Source organism: Endozoicomonas sp. ONNA1 (assembly GCF_024606325.1).
Lineage (GTDB): Bacteria > Pseudomonadota > Gammaproteobacteria > Pseudomonadales > Endozoicomonadaceae > Endozoicomonas_A.
Genome location: NZ_JAHHPN010000779.1, coordinates 1 through 3,321 on the forward strand (window position 1 = coordinate 1; position 3,321 = coordinate 3,321).

Consider the following 3,321-nt stretch of genomic DNA (forward strand, 5'->3'; position numbering starts at 1 on the left):
CTGAATTGTCTCCACACTGCGGAGACAATTCGAGGATTCCACTATTCAGTTTTATCGAATTTTGCGTAAAACCCCTCGCTTCAGCGGGGGGATGTAAGCAACGAATCCGCCAGGATTCGCTATGCACAATGTTCGAAGTCGATCAGGGTTGTGCTTCTAGCGCTTAACCTTTTACAGCCCTTCTTAATTTTTGTGCTGGTTATTGTAGTTTTACCTTCTATATCCATCAATACAGCATATCCTGTAGACATTCTACCCTTGATAAATCCTTTACCCTTTTGGGTATTTACATAGTCGAACTTTTTAATGCCAAACAACTTGCCAACAGGAATTTTCTTTTCTGATCTCTGCCCTTTGTGTAACTGATAGTCACCTTTAGAGACATGAACTTTCTTATACACAATTGGACTCGGTTCAACCAACTCCCCATGTTCACAGCAAATAGCTACAGCATCATTGAAATGAGTTTTTGGTAATTTTAAAATCGTTTCACGCTTGAATTTTGTCTCATACCCAAAGGTTTCTTTGAATGACCAGTTTTTCTTTAGCACTTCCTTGATGATGCTGACTTGGGTAGCGTGTTTAGTCTTGCTTTTCTGACCCTTAATCTCAAATTTCCCATCGTGTAAATCCTTGTGGCACCTTTCACATAGGGTTATTAGGTTACCAGGCTCATCTGTTCCACCATTTGATCGAAATACAATATGATGAACGTGTAATTTTTCACTATGCTTAACCTTCTGTTTTGAATGACATTTGTATCCATCACGATCAAGGACATAGGCTTTGACGTTGTAATAATCCTTCTGTTTTCCTTCCTGATAGCCCCTTCCCGACACTTCAGGGTTGGTTATCTTGTGAATGTCAAAACTGGCCGTTTCTACATTCCATCGGGTAACAGGTAAAATCATTTCAACCTGTTTCTTTTCCCTGAAATGGGACTGAACCTTAGACCTTACTGAAGGTGGAAGCCTTCCGAACATGGTTGAGTTTTTCCGGTTCAAAAATCTGGGCTTTCTGTATCGGGTTTTTCTGTTACGTCTATTGCTCCGATACATTCTCCTTTGATCCATTTTTTTCTTAATATCGGTTCTAAGCTTGACTTCAGACTGATATACAACCTCTCCATTCGATATAGCTGAACAGCCGATAACCTTAGAGCCGGTATCCATACCAGCCACTACAGTTTGCTTATAGCCTGTAGAGCCAAACTGTAGCTGTATAGTGAATGGTGTCCTTGAAACAACCCTAGCCTTACCCTCTTTCAAGAGCTTTCTAGCCCGTTGGGGCTTGCATGGCATTAATGGTTCACCATTCTTGTTGAGTACGTAAACTAGCATTTAGTCTACCTCCTTCGAGTTGTGCTTACGCTGATTTGTAGGATCAAACCAGCTTCAGACTTCCTTTCGACCAGTTATAACGGCTTCGCAATGTGGTTGACTGTCTATAACCCAATAAGACTGTTTACAGAGCCACGATAGAGCAAGGAACTAAGGCGACATTCCAAGGTATCTACATCCGAAATAACGTTTACTATTTTTGTCTCTCCTAAATAGTGGTCTAGTCAACAAGGGCTTTTACAAGCCCGTTCCTTTAGGGACGGGTAGTTGACCCAGTTCAAGTAATTCAATTTGCTTTTGCTTCTTACCTGCACAAAGAATGATGCCGATAGGGGGGTCTTCTCCATGCTGACGGTCATATCTATTCAGCCAGCGTAGATATAACTCCATCTGTCCTTTGTACTCAGCTTTAAACTTGCCTGTTTTCAGTTCAATAGCAACCAGTCGCTTCAGTTTTCGGTTATAGAACAAGAGATCAATATAAAAATCATCTTCATCAATTTGAACTCGGTGCTGGCGTGCGACAAAAGTGAAGCCCATACCCATTTCTAACAGAAAATGCCCCATTTCCCGCAAAATAGCATCCTCAAGATCTTTTTCCACGTAGGTATCATTAAGCTCAAGAAAATCCAGAATGTAAGGGTCTTTCAGAACGATATCCTGATCGGCTTTCCCTTGATCCCTCAGCATTTTCAGATCGTGAACGATGGTTTCTTCCGGATTTCGGGATAAGGCAGTACGCTCAAACAGCATGGAATCCATACGCTCGCTGAAGGTGCGGACAGACCATCGCTCCTGAATCGCCATGGTCATATAGAACTCACGTTTTAGTGGGTCATCAATGTAAATCAACAGTTTCAGGTGTGACCAGCTCAATTGTCTCCACACTGTAGAGACAATTTCATCAGCCTCACAGATTTCGGCAAACTTAATACAATGTCTCAATTGCTGAGGGCTCCAGCCCTTACCAAACTGCCCGGAGAGCTGGCGGGACAAGTCGGAAATAACCTGTTTGCCGTAGTCTGCCCGCTTACCCTTCAGGATTTCCTGCTGAATACGCTGACCGACCTTCCAATAGAGTGCGGTTATCTCGGCATTGAGTGCCACCGCTGCCCGTTGTTTGGCTCTTTGTATCAGGTTCTTGATTTCGCCGAACAGGTTACCTGGCTCTTTTGATGAAGCGGGTGTTTTGCTCATACGGTGGCCTCTGCGGGTTGTTCTTGTTGTTGTGCTTCTGGTTGCCAGTCACGTACGTCGATTTTGCCGGTGACGGCGGCGGAGATCAGGGCTGTGCGGCGTTCTTTTAACAAGTCGATCTGGCTTTCTACTTCTGACATCAAATCAGAATACTTAACCCTGATATCCCGTAAGTAATCATTAATCAACATTTGCTCATTCAATGGTGGCTGGGGTGTACGAACAAACTTCACCTCACCACAATTAAGGTGTGGGTGCATTCCACCAGTTCGAATAGAGTACAACACTGCATAACCATAACTGGATGACAAAACATGGGACAAAAATTCACCCGTCATTTTATCTGCTTTAGGCTGAACGATAATCAATGCGTGGCAGTTATAGCCTTCTTCCTCATCAGACACTAAGCCTACATCACCTGTTCCCGCACCTGTTTGAACAATCAGTACATCATCTTTTTTCAAAATTGACTTGGCATGCTTGTGGCTCCACAGTTCAGTCACGAAGTAAGCATTATCAAAATTAACTTTGCCATTTTTTATATGCGTTGCCTGAATATAGGGAACACCGCTTTCGACCAAAATATCTCTGGTAGGGCCAACATATCCATTGGTAATCTTTTGCGAGACTTGAGAAATAGTATTCACCACCCAATGCTCCGGCACTTCCCCAAGCCACTCCACACCAGAATCCTTCATTGGTGCATCCGGGTTCAGCCCCTTGGTGACGGCATGACTGATCACCGCCTGTCGTTTTTCTTTCAACAGCCGGATCAGGGATTGCT

Annotated in this window: 3 protein-coding genes; all 3 read right to left on the bottom strand. The window is 43.5% G+C overall.

Going from position 1 to position 3,321, the window contains the following annotated elements; all coding sequences use genetic code 11:
- Positions 1-119: 119 nt before the first annotated feature.
- On the bottom strand, positions 120-1,340 hold the full coding sequence (gene iscB, locus KDK19_RS18665; RefSeq protein WP_257287992.1) for an RNA-guided endonuclease IscB: 1,221 nt from the start codon (positions 1,338-1,340) through the stop codon (positions 120-122).
- 237 nt (positions 1,341-1,577) lie between these two features.
- Positions 1,578-2,537: a PDDEXK nuclease domain-containing protein gene (locus tag KDK19_RS18670; protein ID WP_257292587.1), complete on the bottom strand. Its 960-nt coding sequence runs from the start codon at positions 2,535-2,537 to the stop codon at positions 1,578-1,580.
- On the bottom strand, positions 2,534-3,321 hold a 788-nt coding region (locus KDK19_RS18675), incomplete at its 5' end, for a restriction endonuclease subunit S (RefSeq protein ID WP_257292588.1). The genes KDK19_RS18670 and KDK19_RS18675, both read right to left, overlap by 4 nt.